General features: G+C 35.6%; 20 protein-coding genes. 10 read left to right on the plus strand and 10 right to left on the minus strand.

Translation table 11 applies throughout. The annotated features are described in order from the left end of the window. Positions 1 to 85: 85 nt before the first annotated feature. Positions 86 to 1,447, minus strand: a complete 1,362-nt coding sequence (locus tag D8M06_RS15525; protein ID WP_121205515.1) for a sigma-54 interaction domain-containing protein — start codon at positions 1,445 to 1,447, stop codon at positions 86 to 88. Between the two features lie 274 nt (positions 1,448 to 1,721). Here D8M06_RS15525 and pruA point away from each other — a divergent pair, with 274 nt between their 5' ends. From pruA to putP (D8M06_RS15545), 4 genes are all read left to right on the plus strand, one after another. After that, a complete protein-coding gene (gene pruA, locus D8M06_RS15530) occupies positions 1,722 to 3,269 on the plus strand; it encodes an L-glutamate gamma-semialdehyde dehydrogenase (protein ID WP_121205516.1) in 1,548 nt (515 codons plus the stop codon). Between the two features lie 93 nt (positions 3,270 to 3,362). Continuing rightward, positions 3,363 to 4,379, plus strand: a complete 1,017-nt coding sequence (locus tag D8M06_RS15535; RefSeq protein WP_121205518.1) for a proline dehydrogenase family protein — start codon at positions 3,363 to 3,365, stop codon at positions 4,377 to 4,379. A 180-nt stretch (positions 4,380 to 4,559) separates the two neighbouring features. Further along, positions 4,560 to 6,041, plus strand: coding sequence for a sodium/proline symporter PutP (putP, locus tag D8M06_RS15540; protein ID WP_121205519.1), 1,482 nt, complete (start codon positions 4,560 to 4,562; stop codon positions 6,039 to 6,041). 210 nt (positions 6,042 to 6,251) lie between these two features. Continuing rightward, a complete protein-coding gene (gene putP, locus D8M06_RS15545; protein ID WP_121205520.1) occupies positions 6,252 to 7,733 on the plus strand; it encodes a sodium/proline symporter PutP in 1,482 nt (493 codons plus the stop codon). 91 nt (positions 7,734 to 7,824) lie between these two features. Here putP (D8M06_RS15545) and D8M06_RS15550 read toward each other — a convergent pair whose 3' ends face one another. After that, positions 7,825 to 8,442, minus strand: a complete 618-nt coding sequence (locus D8M06_RS15550) for a class I SAM-dependent methyltransferase (protein WP_121205521.1) — start codon at positions 8,440 to 8,442, stop codon at positions 7,825 to 7,827. 222 nt (positions 8,443 to 8,664) lie between these two features. On the opposite strand from D8M06_RS15550, the gene ybaK reads away from it, so the two are divergent. Continuing rightward, a complete protein-coding gene (ybaK, locus tag D8M06_RS15555; protein WP_121205522.1) occupies positions 8,665 to 9,153 on the plus strand; it encodes a Cys-tRNA(Pro) deacylase in 489 nt (162 codons plus the stop codon). Positions 9,154 to 9,306: 153 nt separating this feature from the next. On the opposite strand, the gene D8M06_RS15560 is transcribed toward ybaK, so the two are convergent. The 6 genes from D8M06_RS15560 to D8M06_RS15585 all read right to left on the minus strand — a co-directional run bounded on the left by D8M06_RS15560 (position 9,307) and on the right by D8M06_RS15585 (position 15,039). Further along, positions 9,307 to 9,600 (minus strand): HesB/YadR/YfhF family protein, encoded by a 294-nt coding sequence (locus D8M06_RS15560; RefSeq protein WP_121205523.1) that lies wholly within the window; start codon positions 9,598 to 9,600, stop codon positions 9,307 to 9,309. 193 nt (positions 9,601 to 9,793) lie between these two features. Then, positions 9,794 to 11,236 (minus strand): sodium:solute symporter family protein, encoded by a 1,443-nt coding sequence (locus tag D8M06_RS15565; RefSeq protein WP_121205524.1) that lies wholly within the window; start codon positions 11,234 to 11,236, stop codon positions 9,794 to 9,796. Continuing rightward, the gene (locus D8M06_RS15570) at positions 11,233 to 11,415 is read right to left on the minus strand and encodes a hypothetical protein (RefSeq protein ID WP_338322990.1); all 183 of its coding nucleotides are present in this window, start codon (positions 11,413 to 11,415) and stop codon (positions 11,233 to 11,235) included. Before D8M06_RS15570 ends, D8M06_RS15565 begins: the two co-directional genes overlap by 4 nt. A gap of 291 nt (positions 11,416 to 11,706) precedes the next feature. Continuing rightward, entirely contained in the window at positions 11,707 to 11,850 is a 144-nt protein-coding gene (locus D8M06_RS15575; RefSeq protein ID WP_158591801.1) for a BA3454 family stress response protein, read from the minus strand. A 274-nt stretch (positions 11,851 to 12,124) separates the two neighbouring features. Further along, positions 12,125 to 14,197, minus strand: coding sequence for a metallophosphoesterase family protein (locus D8M06_RS15580; protein ID WP_121205527.1), 2,073 nt, complete (start codon positions 14,195 to 14,197; stop codon positions 12,125 to 12,127). A gap of 260 nt (positions 14,198 to 14,457) precedes the next feature. Continuing rightward, the gene (locus D8M06_RS15585; protein WP_158591802.1) at positions 14,458 to 15,039 is read right to left on the minus strand and encodes a MerR family transcriptional regulator; all 582 of its coding nucleotides are present in this window, start codon (positions 15,037 to 15,039) and stop codon (positions 14,458 to 14,460) included. 245 nt (positions 15,040 to 15,284) lie between these two features. On the opposite strand from D8M06_RS15585, the gene D8M06_RS15590 reads away from it, so the two are divergent. Then, entirely contained in the window at positions 15,285 to 16,268 is a 984-nt protein-coding gene (locus D8M06_RS15590) for a ring-cleaving dioxygenase (RefSeq protein ID WP_121205529.1), read from the plus strand. Between the two features lie 179 nt (positions 16,269 to 16,447). Beyond that, entirely contained in the window at positions 16,448 to 17,302 is an 855-nt protein-coding gene (locus tag D8M06_RS15595; protein WP_121205530.1) for a YtnP family quorum-quenching lactonase, read from the plus strand. A 145-nt stretch (positions 17,303 to 17,447) separates the two neighbouring features. Here the strand turns inward: D8M06_RS15595 and D8M06_RS15600 are convergent, their stop codons facing one another. Continuing rightward, positions 17,448 to 17,762 carry a PepSY domain-containing protein gene (locus tag D8M06_RS15600; RefSeq protein ID WP_121205531.1) on the minus strand — a complete coding sequence of 105 codons (315 nt, stop codon included), beginning with the start codon at positions 17,760 to 17,762 and terminating at the stop codon, positions 17,448 to 17,450. Between the two features lie 169 nt (positions 17,763 to 17,931). Between D8M06_RS15600 and D8M06_RS15605 the strand changes: the two genes are divergently transcribed. Next, entirely contained in the window at positions 17,932 to 18,996 is a 1,065-nt protein-coding gene (locus D8M06_RS15605) for a M42 family metallopeptidase (protein WP_121205532.1), read from the plus strand. Between the two features lie 359 nt (positions 18,997 to 19,355). Beyond that, positions 19,356 to 19,862 carry a DUF84 family protein gene (locus D8M06_RS15610; protein ID WP_121205533.1) on the plus strand — a complete coding sequence of 169 codons (507 nt, stop codon included), beginning with the start codon at positions 19,356 to 19,358 and terminating at the stop codon, positions 19,860 to 19,862. 66 nt (positions 19,863 to 19,928) lie between these two features. On the opposite strand, the gene D8M06_RS15615 is transcribed toward D8M06_RS15610, so the two are convergent. Further along, on the minus strand, positions 19,929 to 20,369 hold the full coding sequence (locus D8M06_RS15615) for a YtoQ family protein (protein WP_121205534.1): 441 nt from the start codon (positions 20,367 to 20,369) through the stop codon (positions 19,929 to 19,931). A gap of 180 nt (positions 20,370 to 20,549) precedes the next feature. On the opposite strand from D8M06_RS15615, the gene D8M06_RS15620 reads away from it, so the two are divergent. Next, the gene (locus D8M06_RS15620; protein WP_121205535.1) at positions 20,550 to 21,065 is read left to right on the plus strand and encodes a hypothetical protein; all 516 of its coding nucleotides are present in this window, start codon (positions 20,550 to 20,552) and stop codon (positions 21,063 to 21,065) included. The last annotated feature ends 143 nt before the right edge of the window (positions 21,066 to 21,208 follow it).

Consider the following 21,208-nt stretch of genomic DNA (forward strand, 5'->3'; position numbering starts at 1 on the left):
TTAGTTCATTTTATTATTAGGACAAATTACTTGCCTGTACGACTGTCATTAAGAAAGCCAATCATTCAAAGATTGGCTAATATCCCTATATATTATATTTTTTCAGTTTATTGTATAAAGTTACCCTTGAGATTCCCAGTTTCTTTGCTGTAGCAGATTTATTGCCATTCAATTGTTGTAACGTTTCTACAATTAGTTGTTTTTCTATAGATTCTTTCTCTTTTGGTAAGGATCCAGTCTCACTTTGTATTGAATTTGTAGAGATGGGTTTGGAATGTTGAAAATATAGATAGATATCATCTTCCGTAATAATTGCTTTTTCCGATAAGATCACGATACGTTGAATTAAGTTACGTAATTCCCGGATATTCCCTGGCCAGTCATAATGAAAAAGCACTTGTAACGCACTGTCTTCTAGTGTTGGTATCGGAGTTTGATATTGAGTGGAAAATTGTTGGAGAAACAATCGAGATAATTTGGGTATATCCTCTATTCGATCTCGGAGTGGTGGAATTTGAATTTGTATAACATTTAGCCGGTAATATAAATCAGAACGGAATTGTTTTTGTTCCATTAATAATTCTAAATTCTGGTTAGTTGCCGCAATAAACCGTACATTTACTTTTTTTCCTTTAGAATCACCGATGCGGTAAATTTCATTTTCCTGTAGTACACGTAATAGTTTTACTTGCATTTCTAATGGTAGTTCACCGACTTCATCTAAGAATAAAGTTCCACCCTCAGCCATTTCAATCTTACCTGCTTTTCCTTTTTTCTCTGCTCCGGTAAACGCTCCTCCTTCATACCCGAATAACTCACTTTCAAATAACGCACTTGGGATTGCTCCACAATTAACTGGGATAAATGGACCGTTCTTTCGATTACTTGCCTCATGTATGGCTCTTGCACATATTTCCTTTCCAGTACCGCTTTCTCCAAGAACTAATGCCGTTGCGTCTGTTGTTGCAGCTTTCTTGGCAATTTGTATGGTTTGTTGGAGAGCATGGCTGTTTCCTTTCATTTCTGAAAAAGGTGATTCTTCCTTTGAGGTGTATACCTTCTGCCTCAATTCACTTAATTCAGCTGAGGTAGTTACTAGGTTTTCATTTAATTTCACAATCTTTGTAATGTCTCTTTCGATTGAAACTGCTCCAATTAATTGATGATGTTTATTAAATACAGGTGAAGCATTAATGACGACATGTTTATCATGCCGAGGCCGGTGATAGGTGTTTTTTACAGATTCCTTAGTTTCTAAGACGTTCAGCACCATGAGGTCTTCATTGTGAAAAAAATCAGTAATTTTATGGTTGAGTATGTCGCTTTTTTGAATGTTATACGTATGAACTGCTGCATCATTCCAAAATAGAACTTCTTTATTATGGTTGATAATGGTAATAGCGTCATCTTCTGCTGATAAAATAGCTTGCAAATAAAAAGTATCCATTTCTTTGCACCTCCTGAGTTATTTAATAATAGTAAATATATTGTACATTAGATTTACATAAGTGTAAATAAAGTTTACATTTAATTTTGACTATTTTGTATAATCGGAATGTTACACAGGTCAATTATTGCCTTTAAGAGGCTTGATTTTGTGTTCTTGTTATTAAAAATTTTTTTGGCATGATTTTTGCAAGTATGTAAGTGGAAGGAAATGAACAATAATTTTTTGTGACTTCTTTCTTTCATTCATGCAAATTAATTAGGGAGGTTTTACTATGGTCGTACCTTTTAAACACGAACCTTTTACAGATTTTACCAATGAAAATAATCGAAAAGAATTTGAAGCTGCTTTGAAAAAAGTGAAGGCTGAATTAGGAAAGGAATATCCTTTAGTAATTAATGGAGAAAAAATTTACACAGAAGATAAATTGGTGTCCGTCAATCCTGGAAAAAAAGATCAAGTCGTTGGTAAGGTTTCTAAAGCTACAAAAGAACATATCGATAAGGCTTTTGAAAGCGCTGGTAAAGCATTTAAAAAATGGAGAAAGATGGCACCAGAAGCACGTGCAGATGTTTTGTTTAGAGCAGCAGCGATTGTTCGACGTCGTAAACATGAATTTTCTGCATGGTTAGCATTTGATGCGGGGAAGCCTTGGGGGCAGGCTGATGGTGATACGGCAGAAGGTATTGATTTCTTGGAGTACTATGGTAGACAAATGCTGGAATTAGCCAAGGGCAAGCCTTTAGAGGATAGAGCAAATGAACATAACTCTTATTTTTATCAACCAATGGGTCCTGGGGTTACCATTCCACCATGGAACTTTGCTTTTGCTATTGTATGTGGAACAACTGTAGCGCCGATTGTCGCTGGTAATCCAGTATTATTGAAACCATCTGAAAACACACCGGTAGTTGCTTACAAATTAGTCGAAGTATTAGAAGAAGCAGGCCTTCCAAAAGGGGTTCTTAGTTTTGTACCTGGCAATCCATCTGAAATCGGTGATTACTTAGTTGATCATAAGGATACTCATTTTGTTAATTTTACCGGTTCTCGCGCAACTGGTACACGTATTATAGAACGTGCAGCAAAAGTACAAGAAGGACAGCAGCACCTAAAACGTGTTGTTGCAGAAATGGGTGGGAAAGATACTATTATTGTGGACAGTGATGCTGATTTGAATCTTGCTGCTGAATCAATTGTAAATTCAGCCTTTGGATTTTCCGGACAAAAATGTTCTGCTTGTTCAAGAGCTGTGATTCATAAAGATGTATACGATGAAGTACTAGAAAAATCAATCGAGTTAACGAAGGAACTAACAGTTGGTAACCCAGCTGAAGAGGATGTTTATATGGGAGCAGTAGTGAATAAAAAACAGTTTGATAAGATTAAAGATTACATTGAAATCGGTAAAACGGAAGGTGAATTGGTATATGGTGGCGAAGCGGATGATTCAACAGGTTATTATATTAAACCGACTATTTTTAAGAATGTAGCACCAGAGGCAAGAATTATGCAAGAAGAAATCTTTGGTCCAGTCGTTGCTTTTACAAAAGCAGATAATTTCGATGAATTATTAAATATCGCTAACAATACGGAATATGGTTTAACTGGAGCAGTTATTTCTAATAACCGTGAACATCTCGAACAAGCACGTTATGATTTTCATGTAGGGAACCTCTACTTTAATCGAGGGTGTACTGCAGCTATTGTAGGATACCAGCCATTTGGTGGATTTAAAATGTCTGGTACAGATTCAAAAGCTGGCGGACCGGATTATTTACAGCATTTCTTGGAAGCAAAAATCGTTTCGGAAACTTTTTAGTCTTTAGTAGGTAATGTATTTGTGGCAGCAATGTCAGCTGCCGCAGATACATCATTTTATATTTACAATGTATCGATAAAGGGAGTTTTGCTGATGACAAATTTTACTAGGGACTTTTTCATCGGTTTGTCAAATAATAAATTCTTAAATGAACATGCAAGACGCTGGGGATTTCGCTTCGGTGCAGATAAATTTGTTGCAGGTACAACTATTGAAGATGTAATCCATACTATAAGAAAACTTAACATGTGGGGAATAAGCTGTACCATAGATAACTTGGGGGAGTTTGTATCGGAGAAAGCTGAAGCATTAAAGGCAAAGGAACAAATTATTGCTATATTAGAAGCCATTTATAATGAAAATCTAGACTGCCATTTGTCAGTAAAGTTAACCCAGTTAGGATTAGATATTGAACAAGAATTCTGCGTAGATAATATGCGTGAGATTCTTGATAAAGCAAGACAGTATGATGTGTTTGTTAATATTGACATGGAAGATTACGCACATTATATACAAACACTAGATGTTTTAAAGGCTTTGCGTGCGAAATATGATAATGTTGGTACGGTAATCCAATCATACCTATACAGAACAGAAGACGACCTCGAAGAATTAAAAAATGTACGTCTCCGGCTAGTAAAAGGTGCATATAAGGAAAGGGAAGAAATCGCTTACCAAACAAAAGAAGAAATTGATCGCGAATATATTCTAATAGCCAAGAAACGATTACTAGGAGATGCATTCACTTCCCTTGCTACACATGACCACCATATCATTAACGAATTATTACATTTCATTCGAGAAAATAACATTAGTAAAGACAAATTTGAATTCCAAATGCTTTACGGATTTCGAAGAGAAATGCAATATGATATAGCACAAAAAGGTTACAATTTTTGCACGTATATTCCTTTTGGCAATGATTGGTTTGGCTATTTCATGCGTCGATTGGCAGAGCGGCCACAAAACATGAACCTAGTAATGAAAGACGTTTTCTATTCAAAAGATAATCAACTAAAGAAAGAACCGATTATTACTGGGGCAGTTGCTTTTTCACTAGTGATGCTGTGGAGAGCAAGACGAAAAGTAAGAAAAGAAGAAGTGCGTTGATTGCCATAATGAGGGATAATCTATTTTTTTACTAATAAATTACAGAAAATTATTATTTCATATAAAAATGAAAAAAATTATTGTATTTTGAAATATTTTCTGTGAATATAAATTTTTTCATTAAAATGAATATTCTTCATGTTATTATAGATTAATATAAAAACAAAAGGGGGAGTTAGGATGACAGAAAACACATACCAACTAGTTGCTATTATTATATATTTAGCAGGGATGATTTTGATTGGGTGGTATGCATATCGGAGGACAAGTGACTTAAGCGACTATATGTTGGGAGGAAGAAAATTAGGTCCTGCTGTCTCGGCACTTAGTGCTGGAGCAAGTGATATGTCACAATGGCTGCTCATGGGTCTTCCTGGTGCCATATATGTATCAGGCCTAGTTGAGGGGTGGATTGCAATCGGTTTAACGATTGGGGCATGGTTAAACTGGCTGTTTGTGGCACCACGTTTACGTGTATACACACAAGTATCAAATAATTCCATTACGATTCCAAGTTTCTTTGACAATCGTTTCAAGGAAAACTCGAAAATATTACGTATTGTTTCAGGTATCATTATATTAGTATACTTTACGTTTTACGTTTCATCCGGAATGGTTGCCGGTGGGGTATTCTTTGAGAGTTCTTTCGGTTATGATTATCACGTGGGGTTAGTAGTAGTTGCTGCAGTTGTTATAGCGTATACATTATTAGGTGGGTTCCTAGCAGTAAGTTACACGGACTTCGTACAAGGTTCGATCATGTTTTTGGCATTGATAATCGTTCCTATCCTGGGAATATTTTTGACTGGAGGTATTGGAGAAACAGTAGAATCTATTCGTGCTGTTGATGTAAATTTACTAAGTTTCTTTGCTACTGCAACTGCTACAGGGGTTATATCTTCTTTAGCTTGGGGACTCGGTTATTTTGGCCAGCCTCATATTATTGTAAGATTTATGGCTATTAAAGATGTAAAAGAAACAAAATCAGCAAGAAGAATTGGTATTGGTTGGATGATTCTTACACTATTAGGTGCTGCTTTTACTGCATTAATAGGGGTAGCATACTTCCAGCAAAATCCTGGAGTCTCATTATCGAATCCAGAAGCAATCTTTATTGAAATGGGTCAAATTATTTTCCATCCATTTATTGCAGGAATCATGTTAGCCGCTGTACTTGCAGCAATCATGAGTACGGTATCTTCACAATTGCTTGTCACATCTTCAGCATTGGTGGAAGATATCTACAAATCTGTTATTAATTCTAATGCTTCAGAAGCTCGTTATGTAAACCTCGGTCGTATTGCAGTTCTTATAGTATCAGTAGTAGCAGGTGTCTTTGCGTGGCAGCAAAATGACACAATTCTAGGTTTAGTGTCATTTGCTTGGGCTGGATTTGGTGCTGCATTTGGTCCGATTATTCTTTTAGCACTATACTGGCGAAAAATTACCGGTACGGGAGCATTATGGGGAATGATTGTAGGTGCTGTAACTGTATTTATATGGGGAAATACTGCACTTTCCGGATATCTCTATGAAATAGTGCCGGGTTTTCTGTTAAATCTAATTGTTACGTATGTTGTAAGTATAGCAACTTACAAACCAAACCAAGAAGTGGAAGAAGAATTTAATAAAACGATGGAATTGTTGAAGGAACCTAAATAGGATGAAGAAATTATTAAATGGGGCACAAAACTGTGCCCCATTTTTTATGTCTCACGAAAGATAGAACCCCCGCAAACATAATAATCTTATCGACAAAATACGGGAAGTGACAGGCACCATTTATAATATTTTGGTTATCGGAAAATTTGACTAATATTCTCATCGTGTTATTATGGATAACGTTGTGTAAAAAACAGAAGGGGAGATAAAGTGTCAGAAAATAGTTATCAGCTTATAGCAATACTTATTTATTTAGCAGGAATGGTTTTAATTGGATGGTACGCTTACCGACGTACAAGTAACTTGAATGATTACATGTTAGGTGGTCGTGGTCTTGGTCCGGCAGTTTCGGCATTAAGTGCTGGAGCTAGTGATATGTCACAATGGTTACTAATGGGTTTACCTGGTGCCATTTATGTTTCAGGCCTTGTAGAGGGATGGTTAGCCATTGGTTTAACAATTGGTGCTTGGTTAAACTGGTATTTTGTAGCACCTAGATTACGGGTGTATACACAAGTATCCAATAATTCCATTACCATTCCAAGTTTCTTTGATAATCGTTTTAAAGACAATTCTCAAATACTACGGATTGTTTCTGGAATAATTATTTTAGTTTACTTTACATTTTATGTATCATCTGGATTAGTTGCAGGTGGTGTTTTCTTTGAAAGTTCATTTGGATATAGTTATCATACTGGCTTGCTTATAGTGGCAGCGGTTGTTATCACATATACGTTAATTGGTGGTTTCCTTGCAGTGAGTTACACGGATTTTGTTCAAGGGTTAATTATGTTTTTAGCTTTAATTATTATACCGATTTTCGGACTGTCCTTAACGGGAGGGTTTGAATCAACGGTAGAATCCATCCGTACCGTTAATCCAAATATGCTTAGTTTCTTTGCAACAGCATCTCTAACAGGAGTAATTTCTTCCTTAGCATGGGGATTAGGTTACTTTGGACAGCCGCACATTATTGTTCGATTTATGGCAATTAAATCGGTGAAAGAAACAAAATCAGCTCGGAGAATAGGTATTGGATGGATGATATTAGCATTAATTGGTGCTGCTTTAACGGCATTAATTGGAGTAGCATATTTTCAACAAAATGTAGATGCTTCATTAACAGATCCAGAAGCAATTTTCATTGTAATGGGCCAAATTATATTCCATCCATTTCTTGCGGGGATCATGTTAGCAGCTGTACTTGCAGCAATCATGAGTACAATATCATCACAATTAATTGTGACATCTTCAGCATTAGTTGAAGATATATATAAAGCCGTATTTAGATCCAATGCTTCAGAAAAAACTTATGTAATCCTTGGTAGAATAGCAGTATTAGTTGTTTCATTAACAGCATTAGTTTTTGCTTGGCAAAAAAATGATACCATTCTGAGTTTGGTTTCCTTTGCCTGGGCTGGATTTGGTGCAGCGTTTGGTCCAATAATTCTCTTATCATTATACTGGAGAAGAATCACAGGTACTGGTGCACTTTGGGGAATGAGTGTCGGTGCAGTCACCGTTTTTGTTTGGGGAAATACTGGACTCTCTGATGTACTTTACGAAATAGTACCAGGGTTCATATTGAGTCTATTAGTAACCTATATTGTTAGTTTAGTAACTTACAAACCAAACAAGGAAGTAGAAGTTGAATTTGATAAAACAATAAAACTATTAAAAAAGAAATACTAAATGGAGAATGGGCTGCAGAAATGCAGCCCATTTAGCATATCCTAAAATGAACATTCGACAAAATTCGGGGAGTGCCAGGCACCATTGGGAGTTATTTTTTACAGACAGCAATTCCTAATGGATAATGTTCCTCCTCTGCGTTTTCAGCGGGTTCGATTAATACACCTTTTTGATAGTAAAATTTCTTAGAAGTATATTCATTAAATAAGCTTCTGAACTCCTCTTCGGTTAATTGATGTACATGAAATTCCTGACCAGAAGGAATTCCTCTACCTTCACCAAAGGGTGTAGATAATAAAAGAATGCCATTCGGTTTTAGTAAACGATATATATTGGAAAGGAATCTTTCTTCCTTATTAATGTGTTCAATTGTTTCAAAGCTTAATATAACATCAAAATGACCTAGTCTATCGGATAAAGAAGTATCTAAAACATCTCCTTGAATAAAAGTAGCTAGTGGGTGATAATACTTCTGTTTAGCATATTTAATCGCTTCTTCCTCGTAGTCAATACCAATTAATTCAGTGATATTGTTTTTACATTGTTTAGCAATAATCTGACTGCCATATCCAGAACCGCAGGCAAAATCAAGAATTCTCCCATTCGCATAACGTGCTGCAAAATGATATCTGGCAATGTGCTCAAGCAATAATCCATTTGTTATTTTCATTCTTTCTGGAATGACCCTTTCTCCAGTATCTTCCAACATGGTATTCACACCGTTTCTTGTATAATTTCACTATATTATAGCACGTATATTAGGAAGGGGCCTAAGATAAGGGTGACCCTCAATATTGAAATCTAGACCAACTCTATTTCCTGAGAAATATGATAGGTGCCTGTCACTCCTCGGTTTTTGTCGAATGTGTTTCTTCCTATTATATTATGTTATTATGGTTTACAAATGGAGGACGTCAGGAGGGGGTTAGAAATGAAGAAATCTAAAAAAATAAAAACCAATGCAATTCGTTTATTGGATAAAGAGAAGATACGTTATAATATTCACGAATATGAGTGGAACGAGGACCATCTAGATGCTAAATCAGCTGCTGCAAATGTAGGAAAGCCCCTAAATAAAATTTTTAAAACACTCGTATCAGTTGGTGATAAAACTGGAGTAATCGTTTCATGTATCCCGTCTTCATCTGAATTAAATCTGAAGGCTCTAGCCAAAGTGAGTGGGAACAAAAAAGTCGAGATGTTACCTATGAAAGAATTAGAAAAAACGACAGGATATATACGTGGTGGCTGTTCTCCATTAGGGATGAAAAAACAGTATAAAACCTATCTCTCTTCTAAAGCAGAGACAATGGAATCGATTGTTGTATCAGCCGGGAAAAGGGGACTGCAGGTTGAATTGGATCCAGCTGATTTGAAGCAAATAACAGATGCTGCTTTTGCTGAAATTATAACCGTGTAATTCTTTTCGTGTCCTTATTGACTTAAGCAACTTTTAAAATTGGCTTCAGTGCAAAAAGAAGCCTCTTATTAAAGAAGCTTCTTTGAGAATTGACAAATTTCGGGAAGTGACAGGTACTTGTGAAACAATGAGCATAACAGCGGTGAAAAAAAGTTAGTTTTCTATAAACCGGTAAATGATATCGTTATTTTGATTATCATATTCGATGTTAAAGTCATAACCATTGAAGAACCAGTCATCAAATTTTTCAATAAAGTAAGTGACACCATCAATAGTTTGTTCAACTAATACATCTTGTGGCTGGTCAATTCGTAAACCAACGGAGAAGTTGTCATGTACCTCTGTTTTACCATAAAGTTTGCCAGAAAACCGTACAGCATCACCTTGATGAAGTTCTAATTCATTTTTAAACCAGTTATTAGCATTTTCAGATATTGTAAGTTTCATAGTAGATTCTCACAGACCAACTCTTGGAGGGCTGTGAATCCTCCTTTCATGTTGTTATGTGATTATTTTAACATACTTTTTTGTCTTTTTATTGATGGGATGTGTCTAAAAGATGAAAGTTCATTATAAAAACCCCCTAAAAAAGGGGGCTTGTCCATAGCTTTAATTCTTTACTTAGGAGCTTTCTGTATAATCATATGGATAGGAATTCTTTTGCTTTTTCTTTGGGTGCTTTTGTTAATAAGCTGATAGTGATATAAAGGAAAGTGGACATGAGAATTCCCCATATACCAGAAGCGAGTCCTAATGGTTTTATTTGTGTAAATTCAATAATAATAACGATAATTCCACTCACTACGACACTGGAAATAACTCCAGCAGCTGTACCGTTTCTCCAAAAGAAAGCTCCTATAATAGCAGGTACTACAACTAATAATCCAGCAGAGGAAGAAACAGAAAGCACTGCAATTAGGTTTACTTCCATTTGTGCAAATAAAAATGCTAAAACAGCAATTATAGGTATAACTATTTTTCCTACGCGAAGCTGCGTATAATCACTTGCTGATTTGTTCATATTTCCGTATACATCTCTAGCAAATAGGGATGAAAGGGTAAGAAGAATAGAATCTATAGTGGAAATAGCAGCTGCCATTATACCAACCATTACTATTACTCCCAATATTGGAGGGACTAGTTCAGACTGGAGTACCAACGGAGTGGCTAAATCTGCATTGTCTAAATTAGGAAACATCATTAACGCAGAATAACCCCATATTACGGCAACAATCGTATATACAAAGCCAAAAATTAAAAATCCCAGTAACATATTTTTTAAACTTTTTAGAGACGATGGCATAAATAGTCTTTGGCTAACTTGTGGGTTGGATAAACTAAAGAAGAACCAAGGTAAACTTAATCCTAGAAAGTTTAAAAAGCTAAAAAAACCATTTCCTGGTACAGTTAAATACTCGGGGAAATCTGTTTCTAATGTGCCAAAGAACCCGGTAAATCCACCTAAACCTTTAATCAAAATGATGACTACAATGGTTGAAGTGACTATCATAAATAGTGCTTGTAAAGAATCTGTCCAAACAACCGATCGTATACCGGCAACATATGAGAAGACAAGCGCTAAAACTGTTGCAATAATAACACCGGTGGAAAAGGGAATGGCATTGTTTGTCACCCCTTGTATAAGATAGCCAACACCAGATAATTGAACAGCACTGTATGGGATAAGGAAGATACAGTTGGAGATGGCAATAATGACAGCTACTGTTTTATTTTGATATCGATCTCCAAGCATTTCCGATGGTGTAACATAACCAAATTTTTTTCCAACCTTCCAAAACCTGGGACCGAAAAAGGCAACTAAGGACACCCCCATCAGGTAAATAAGTTCAAAACCAAGCGCACCAACCCCACCATTATATGTAAGTCCAGCAAGCCCCACGAGCATAAAGGCACTGTATGTAGTTGCACTATAACTTAATGCAGACACAAAACCGTTCATTTTCCGATCGCCTAGAAAATAACTGACCATATTATTTTGTTTTCCGGTTCTAGATATAACCGCAATGACTATTGCAAGAATGACGTAGATTGCAATAGCTATCCATACTAATGACGTACTCATTCTTCTTTACCCCAATCCTTTGTTATTAAATAATTTACCATAATAGTGATAAGTGCTAGAACTGTCCATAACAAAAAACTGCCATACCATTTTGTGACATTCGTAAACAATGTATAGGGTAGGATATAAGCAATTAAAATAATCACAAAAATAATTAAAGTCCATTTCCGTTCTTTCATTTTCAAATGAGACACCTCCAAACATATAGAATGTTCGCAAATGAACAGTTCTTATTAATGTTTCCCAATTAAAAAACAAACATTCTTAAGTTGGTTTGTTAAAAAATTCACATGTAATATAAATGTATTTAGTCAACATCATTACCACCGATAAACCATCAAAACCATAATAGCAAATGTTTATAAAATTTACTATATTAATTATTGAAAACACCTTTTAGGATTTATTGAGGGGAGAGAAGAGGGGAAGCTGTTGGGGGATAGAGAGGGAAAAATTAAAAAAGATAGAGGTTAATCATCTATCTCTTCCAATTGCTTTTTTATTTGACTTAGTGCTAACTCTAAAATCTGATTATGCTCCGTGTCACGGCTTGTAATTACGTTAGTATGATAAGACTGGCCATCATAATCAACAGTTACATTAACTTGAATCATGAGCAACATCCTTTCGACATAAAAATTATAATATTTAAAATATTATATTAATAAATTATAACCCATTACATTAATTGTGTCAAATATGTGAACAAAGATTACTTTATATTTATTATAATATATGCTTCATCTAATCGGGAGATGTAATGAAATTGCCTAAGAATGATTTGGAACATAGTAATCAAGTGGATCGGGTAGAAATTATTTACTAATGGGATTTAAATTGTAATAGTCACGACAGTTATAATTAGATGTCTGTCATGACCTATTTAACTCAGTCCTTAAAACGAACTTCCTCTTTCTGCCTAGTAAATTGTAATAGTTTATTAGAAACTTCTTCATTGTCGATTGTCACAAGTCCAATATTATTATCTGTCAGAATGACTGATCCACGACTCGTGGATAGATAGTTTATTTCCTCACGCCACTTTAATTTTTTGTTTCTGGAATAAACCTTTCTGCTAGTTGAAAACGTATACTGTTCATTACAAGATCTGTAAATAGTTCTATGTTTTCTAGAGAAAGAGTTTAGCCATACTGGTATTTTTAAGAGTTTTCCCCACAGGCCTGAAAAACTCATATTTCGAATTGGACTGCTGGTAAATTGAAGGATTTTCATTTCTTTCTGATCATTTAAGCTGACTTGGGATTTTACTGCACTAGCGTAGTGTACGTCTCCAGACAGTATAATACATTGATCTAGTTGCCAATTTATGATGTGATTTAAAAAATTACTAAATGATTTTTCATTATATTTCCAGGCTTCAAAGTCAAGATCATAGTGAACAGGAATCCCGAGTATACGTAATGGATAGACAAAACGTTTAAGAAACGATTCAATAATTCCAACTCCGTATAAAGGTGTAGGAGATACAATAATTAAGCGATCTCCTTTTTGCCAATCACTTTCCTTTAAGATGGTAGTGTTTATTCTCCAGCCATGCTCTCCAATTAATTGTGCTGCTCGTTGTTCTTCTTCCATTTTATTAATCACACGAATTGGTTTGGGTTGAAGTTCGTAGTTTCGTTTTGTTCTAATATCTAAAAAGAGGCTTCTCGGCTTAGTTGGTGCCACAAATGACCATCTTTCATATCGAATAATCCTTTGAATCCAGTTTTCTTCAAAACGACACTCTCTTAGATAGTGTGGGAGTTGAGGAGATAATTTATCAATCATTTTGTCTAAATTCTCTGGATCATTTCCCCAGGCTTGGAATAACAAGTATGCTGATAAACCGTTTGCTACTGTGTGTTTACCTAATGATGATTGGTAGACGTTTTGTGCCCAATCAAATGATATATTCCAATCATCTGTTATGTCATGGTCATCAAAAATCATATAAGTTGGGGTGTTAGCCATAATTCTTCTGGTTTGTGCTAGTGTTTTTAAATAGGATAGAACTTCACTTTTTTCTTCCTCATACCTTTTTTTATGCTGTTTTAATTCTTTTTGAAAATTTTTTTCGTTTTTCTGTGTGTACATAAAGTAAATATTATTATTGTCAGTCAACTCCTCGAAGGTTGGAATTGAATCGTGAGCTAACCATAGCGAAGGTCCCATGGTAAGCAAATATAGTACAGCATATTCTCCAAACCGTATCATATGGTTTGCTGCGTTCCCTGAGGTGAAGTTCGCAAAATTACTCATGATATATTGACGACTTTGAACTTTATTGATGGAAGATAGAAAGGGCTCATGTTTTAATAATGGTTCCATCTCGGTTATGGCATCTGTATTTTCTCCTATTAATAGATCGCTCCACCACTGAATAGCAGGGAAAACCGGATCGCCAACATCATCAGCGTATATTTGATCGCCCATTAAAAAAAGAGCACTAGGCCTTTTTTTTAAGTCAGAATGGTGTGCTTGTGTAGTAAAGTCAGCGCTTATAAAGGCATTATCTCCTTTGCCATGTGGTTTCTGACAAGAACCATATAGAATATTTGCTGGAAGTTTCTCCTGAATGTAAAAAGTTGGGAATTTCCACTCATCATAAACAATCGAATCTGGATTGCTTTTTGATAACAGATCTAAATCTCCTAAATCAAATATATCGTTTCCGTTAGTGAATAGCAGATTATACCCCAATAAATGATCCGTTGGAAAGTTTGATTTTTCTGGAGAAATTTTTATTAGGTGGATATACATTCTCTTTCCCGCACGAATGGTTTTATTGAATGTTTTTGTATGAAATAGGTGATATTTATTATTTTTTTCTTTTTTAGCGTCTATAGTATATAAAACAGCTTCTATGTGGACATCCTTACTGGTTGCAAGCCATATTGTAACTTGGGTTGGTTCTGTTCGACGTATTATCGGACCAGCTAAAAGAAACGGAATTCTCATATGACACCATCCCATTTGAAAAGATAATACAGTTTATTCATGTTGAAATGGAATGGAAGGGCATTTATCTGTATTTATTATAAAAGTGATATTGTTCAATGAGAAATTACAGCAGGTACTGGAAATATGATTTGTTAGAGAACTCGATTCGATAAAAGTAGTAAACAGACCTAAGGTATCTGAGAGGTTTATTCATATTTCGTTTTTGCACAAAAAAAGAGCCGATAAAAAGGAAAATAAACGTGTTAGATACTCTTTGTTTATCTAGCGAATAACCATCTGAAGAAAGATTTTTTTTCTTTAGATTTTTCTTCGTCTTCAGCAGCTGCAATTTGTTTTTGTGTTTCTAATCGCTCTGTAATTGTACGCATTAATTCTTTGTCACGTTCATTTAACCATTCATTAATCGCTTCTTGCTGTTGGTCCAGCCTTTCGATTAATGTATTTATCAACTCATTTTGGTTTTGGATTAATTCTTTTATTTCTTCATACTGCTCTTGTGTTATAGTAGATTTATTTTCCTGAGGTTTTACGATAGCTGGTGAGGTGGAGCGCGCTGCGGCATCTTGTGAATCTCCTCCGTTACCGACTTTCTCCATAACAAGTTTGGTTGCTTGTTCAACGGTTATATTTGTTTTTTCTCTTAATTCTTTCAAATATCGAATGGTCAAAATGTCCTTTTCTACAAACAATCTTGCATTATTTTTGTTCTTAAAAAACTTATGTCCTGCTTTCTCTAGATGCTGTGCATATTTTCTTACCGTTGTTACTCCCATGTCTAGCATAGAAGCAATTTCACTTGTTGAGTATGCTTTCTCGCTTGTTTCTATATCTCCTTGCATATCATCACCCCTTATTTTATTACTTTCTACGTTCATCAACATTTTCCTTTATTAATGTAATTAAATCGTTAGACAAAGTTTGCCATAGCGCAACTAAATCTTAAAAAAACAATAGAAGATTAACATTATTTGTCGACGATAAAGTTGAAGGTGTTGACAGAAAGATAATAATCATGATAAATTATACTTAATTCAAGATATTTTAATTAAATATAAATAGGGTCTTATATATAGGAGGAAATCTTATGAATGGATTAAAAGGGATGCACCACGTAACAGCTATTACAAGCAGTGCTGAAGAAAACTACAAGTTTTTTACGTATGTTTTAGGGATGCGTTTAGTTAAGAAAACAGTAAATCAGGATGATATACAAACCTACCATCTATTTTTTGCAGATGACGAGGGGAATCCAGGTACCGATATGACCTTTTTCGATTTTCCTGGTATACCAAAAGGAACGCATGGTACGAATGAGATTTATAAAACTGCTTTTCGAGTACCATCTGATAAGGCGTTGGAATATTGGGAGAAACGCTTTAATCGATTAGAAGTGAAACATACAGGTATTAAAGAACAATTCGGTGTGAAGTCTTTATCGTTTGTTGATTTTGATGAGCAACAATACCAACTGGTGTCTGATGAAGGTCTGGATGGTGTTGCTGCCGGTATGCCGTGGCAAAAAGGGCCGATTCCATTAGAATATGCCATTACTGGGTTAGGGCCAATACATGTTCGTACTGCACATTTTGACTATTTTAAAGATATGATGGAAAAAGTATTGCAGTTTAAAGAAATTGATAACAAAGGCTCGCTTCACTTATTTGAAGTTGGTGAGGGAGGAAACGGTGCGAGAGTAATCGTTGAAGAAAATGTTATACTTCCCCAGGCGCGTCAAGGTTTCGGTACGGTACATCATGCTGCCTTTCGGGTGGAAGATCGTTCAGTATTAGAACACTGGATTGAACGTATGGCAAAATTTGGCTTTCAAACTTCTGGTTTAGTTGATCGATTTTACTTTAAATCGTTATACGCTCAAGTTGCACCTTCCATATTATTTGAGTTTGCTACAGATGGGCCAGGTTTTATGGATGACGAGCCTTACGAAACACTTGGTGAGAAATTAGCACTGCCTCCATTTTTCGAAGACAAACGGGAACAAATTGAAAGTTTAGTTCGACCAATTCATACAGTAAGAAGCTCGATTCATTTTGAAAAAGAATACGAATAACATAAATGGCTATTCTTCATAATTTTGAGGGATAGCTTTTTTTATGTAGTATTAACGCAAAGGAAAATACACTACGCTTTCCGTTAACTTCTGGTGAGTCCCCCTCAAGATGAATCTTTTGTGTTTGCGGAAAATTCAAACATAATTTAAACTAATCTTATACGAAAGGAGTTGTTTCTATGGAAAAACTGAAAGTGGGCAGAGCAAGTTTGACATGGTTAAATGGTGGTGTAACTCATTTAGATGGTGGTGCGATGTTTGGGGTTGTTCCAAAGGCACTATGGAGCAAGTTTTATCCACATAATGAGAAAAACCAAATTGAATTACGTACGGATCCGATTCTATTGCAATTGGATGGGAAGAATTATCTAATCGAGTCGGGTATAGGAAAAGATAAATTTACGGACAAGCAGATTCGAAATTTCGGTGTGGCAGAACAATCATCAGTGGAAGAATCATTACGTGAGTTAAATTTAACAGTGGAAGATATTGATGTAGTCCTTATGACACACCTTCACTTTGATCATGCATGTGGGTTAACCAAGAAAATTGGCGAAGACGAATTTAAAACCGTTTTTAGAAATGCAACGATTTATACGTCTGCTATTGAATGGAATGAAATGCGCAATCCAAATATTCGGTCGGTAAATACATATTGGGAAAGCAATTGGCAACCAATCGAGGACCAAGTTGAAACGTTTGCTGATGAAATAGAGATTGCAAAAGGTCTTCGGATGATTTATACAGGTGGTCACAGTGATGGACACGCTATTTTGGTTTTCGAAGATGGAGAGGATTCATTTATACACATGGCCGATTTAATGGCGACACATGCCCATCAAAATAAATTATGGGCAATGGCTTATGATGATTATCCAGTAACCTCTGTCCATGAGAAAGAAAGCTGGATGGAATACGGATATAGTAAAGAAGCGTGGTATACCTTCTATCATGATGCTTATTATCGTGCTGTGAAGTTTGACCATACTGGAAAGAAAATAGATGAAGTAAAACGTGTTCGTTATGAATATTGATAAGATGTGAAGTTTATTATAAATGAAATAAGGCTGGGTCAAAATAAGTGTGAAATTAAAATTAAATGACGGAAGATGTGAATTTTAAACGTCTTTGTCCCAGCCCTATTTAATCATTTTCTTGTATTATTCCAGGAGTATATTGCTATGCTGTTTCTACAGCAGAAATGACTCCGCCTGATTCAACATCCACGTAGAATTCGTATTGTTTATTTTCACCGTCGATATTGCGAGTGATGCCTCCACGATAGGCGTTAAACAATAGCCCATTTTTTTCAATTTCCTCAGGTTTCATATAAATCCAAGAACCACTGATTGGACCAGATTTCTTAAACGCTTCTTTTGCATTATTTAGAGCATTTTCTGGACTAATTTTCTGGCGGGTTTGTATTTGTTGGTTTGCTAAATATCCTACTGCAAAACCGATTGCAGCTGCAAGACATATATTGCGTTTTTTCATACATTGGCCTCCCTAGATCATCATACTATGCTTATGTAAATCATTTATAACTACTATATTAATTAGTATACCGCATACTAAAACAAATTGAAAACGCAATGCAGATACTGGAAAAAAATTATTCGTTTCCGTTATACTTGTAACGTACATATAAAATGGAGGTAATTTAATGAATCAAGAAACATTGGCTTTATTTAAGAATTTAACAGAATTGCAAGGGGCGCCTGGGAATGAACATCCTGTTCGGAAGTTCATGAAAAAGGAATTAGAAAAATATGCTGATACAATAATTCAGGATAACCTTGGTGGGGTATTTGGAGTGAAACATGGTCAAGGACCAAAAGTAATGGTTGCTGGGCATATGGATGAAGTAGGATTTATGGTTACACAGATCACGGATAATGGTATGATTCGTTTTCAACCATTAGGTGGATGGTGGAACCAGGTAATGCTTGCGCAGAGAGTGCAAATAATGACTGCAAATGGCCCTGTTATTGGTGTCATTGGTTCTATTCCACCACATTTATTAACCGATGCACAACGCAAAAAGCCGATGGAAATTAAAAATATGTTGATTGATATCGGTGCTGACGATAGAGAGGACGTTAAGAGAATTGGTGTGAAACCAGGAGATTCCATTGTGCCTGTTACACCATTTCAGCCAATGGCTAATGAAAAGAAAATTATGGCAAAAGCATGGGATAACCGCTATGGCTGTGGACTATCCATTGAGTTATTAAAAGAATTGCAAGGAGAAACACTTCCGAATGAATTATATTCAGGGGCTACCGTACAGGAAGAAGTTGGTCTAAGAGGATCAAAAGTTGCGGCAAATATGATCAAACCTGACATTGCATATGTCCTTGATGCATCTCCTGCTAATGATGCATCTGGTGATAAATCAGCATTTGGTCAATTAGGAAAAGGTGCATTACTTCGGATTTTTGATCGCACAATGATTACGCACCAGGGAATGAAGGATTTTATACTGGATACAGCAGAATCTAATGATATTCCGTATCAATATTTCATTTCTCAAGGTGGAACTGATGCAGGGAGTATTCATCTTTCTAATGAAGGGGTACCAAGTGCGGTAATCGGTATATGTTCACGTTATATCCATACGTCGGCTTCCATTATTCATATTGATGACTATGCTGCTGCCAAAGAATTACTGGTGAAATTAGTTAAATCAACCGATCAAGCAACAGTAGATCAAATTCGTTCTAGATAATATGTATTATAACTGCTACCATAATGGTGGCAGTTTTTTTCTAAGAGGTTATATTCGGTGGATTTGTTGCTTCGTAACTAAGTCGGAGTTGATAGAAACTCTTAAGAATAAACTTATGGAGCGATTCGTAAACACCGCTACGGAAATACACTCCGCTTTCCGCGAGGAGGCTGAGGCCGTGCCTGCGAACCGCAAGTATTCTGCCGGAGCGAATAATCGCACAAATCAAACATAAGTGTAAGCGAGAGCAACACTATTCTGAATGAAAGATATCAGGACTCTATGCAAAATATTACATAATACGTTCGCTGGGGAGTTCTGTTTTCTTTGAAAGAGCCTTGGAAAAAGGAGTTTGTAAAATGAAAATAGTAGTCGGGTCTAAGAATCCAACAAAAATAAAAGCTGTTCAAGAAATTTTTCCGGAGGCGGATGTTGCCTCGAAAGATGTACCATCAAAAGTTTCCGCCCAACCTTTTTCTGATATAGAAACAAGAGAAGGGGCAATTAATCGTGCAAAACAGTGTAAAGATGTTTCTTCTGGATCTATTGGTATAGGTTTAGAAGGTGGCGTTATGCATGTGGAGGATGAATTATATTTATGTAACTGGGGTGCACTTGTTACAGAAGATGAACAAGTTTTCACGGCAAGTGGTGCGCGAATTGTTCTACCTAAGGAGATAGATGAAGAATTACAACGAGGTATTGAATTAGGGGATATTATGGACCATTATGCAAGTCGAGATGAAGTTCGAAAAAAAGAAGGTGCCATAGGCATTTTTACAAAAGATCGTATTTCCAGACAAGAAATGTTCAGCCATGTAGTCAAGATGCTACGAGGCCAATGGGAGTATTGGTCAAAGGAATAATAAGGTCCTTAAAAAGATAAAAAGCTAGAATGTCATCAATACCATTCTAGCTTTTTTTATTTTTTCTTATTCATAGATATATGCTAAAACATCTAAAGCTTGTTCCACAGTTTCTACAGTTACATTCGCTTTATTGGAAAGTTCTTTTAATGGATGAATTAATGAAGTTGGGCGTACAATAATAGTAGGTTTGTTCATTGTAATCGCAGCACTGGCATCCATAGCTGTATTCCATTGTTTGTACTGCTCACCAAACAATGCAATGACTACATCTGATTTCTGCATAAGAACTTGCGTGCGTAAATTATTTATATCAGATGCTGCGTCATCTTTATAGACTTTGCCAGGTTGTTCTCCTAATATCGCTTCCCCAATATGATCAGATCGCTCATGGTTTGTTTGGGGTGCAACAAATGTTAAAGGAAGATTCTTTTGTTTCGCTATCTCTTCCACTTGTTCTCGCCAATTATCGTGTATTTGTCCTGCTAAATAGACTGTTAATTCCATTCTATCTCCTCCTTATTAATCATCTCACTCCCTAATAATAAACGAATATTTAAAAAAATTCCAAGAAACAGCATGTGAGAATACGTACAAGTATACAAAATGTGCTTATAATTTCTATATTGTCTATTTTTTTAGTAAGATAGTGATTGGTAAAAAAGAACTACTACTGGAGGATAAAAAATGAAAAAGATACTTAGATTAGTTATGGTTCTTCTAATATCTATGATCATGGCTAGTGGTTGCAGCAATAAAACAGAGGATGAGGCAGTTAGTGAAGCGAAAGAAATGGCCAGAACAGTATTTGAGTTAGAAGCAGAGATTGAAGCAAACGAGGAAGTAAATGGGTTACCTTTATATATACCTGGTCAATTAGATGTACAAAGTGAGGAAGAAAATAATCTAATCTTAGAAGATGGAAACCAGACATATCTTGTATTTTATAATGTAATTGAAGACACTAAAAGCAAACTTAATTATGAGTCAGCACAGTCGGATAACACTCTTATCCTGGAAACGTTTGAAGATAATGAAAAATTTGGATATATAAGAATACTTCCCAAAGAAGAGGAGGGGTATGAACTACAAGTCGGTGTTGGCGGAGTAAAGATTACAACCTACACGACAAAAAGGAAAATGGCAGACGATACGGAGGAAATGATGAAAATGGCTAAATATATGGCTTTTATGGATCATTAATCTTGACTCTTTTCATGTTTTGTTCGTGCGACATAACTAGAAAACTATGGCGCTTTTACTAGAACGACTAAACAGAGCGCATAGTTGATCTCCGCTTATAATAAAGTGCAACTTAACTCTGAAAGTAACAATACAATAGAAAA

Source organism: Oceanobacillus halophilus, assembly GCF_003628505.1.
Taxonomy (GTDB): domain Bacteria; phylum Bacillota; class Bacilli; order Bacillales; family Amphibacillaceae; genus Oceanobacillus; species Oceanobacillus halophilus.